Below are 340 nucleotides of genomic sequence, written 5' to 3'. Positions count from 1 at the left end.
AGTCTACACTCTCGATCAGGGCATGTGCATATTCGCTGCTCTGGTCGCCATACACCTGTTTTGCCAATGCCAGATTATGCTCATACAAGGTGCTCGCAGCATCACTCAGACCGAGCTGAATGGCCAGCTGACCCAGATCATGCGTCAGTTTGCTACTCTCCATTGGCAGCGAAGAAAAATCCCTGACCGCGTTCTGTATACCGGTTGCGACCAGGTCTTTCAGGCTCAGGTCGCGCCTGACCAGGTCGGGGTCTGGTTTTTGTTCAGGATTAAAAATACGCAATACGAATTGATACATGGCTTGTGCGCGATCCGCCTCCTGCCTTGCTTTATTCGCCTG

The 340-nt window shown here is 52.1% G+C and carries 1 protein-coding gene; it reads right to left on the bottom strand.

Going from position 1 to position 340, the window contains the following annotated elements:
• A partial coding sequence (locus KDM89_RS20805; protein WP_212689738.1) for a hypothetical protein occupies nt 1-340 on the bottom strand: 340 nt, incomplete at both ends.

The organism is Cognatundibacterium luofuense (assembly GCF_018139685.1).
Classification (GTDB): domain Bacteria; phylum Pseudomonadota; class Gammaproteobacteria; order Burkholderiales; family Burkholderiaceae_D; genus Undibacterium; species Undibacterium luofuense.
Note: the sequence above shows the minus strand (reverse complement) of the source record. Positions and strands in the feature narration are given on the sequence as shown.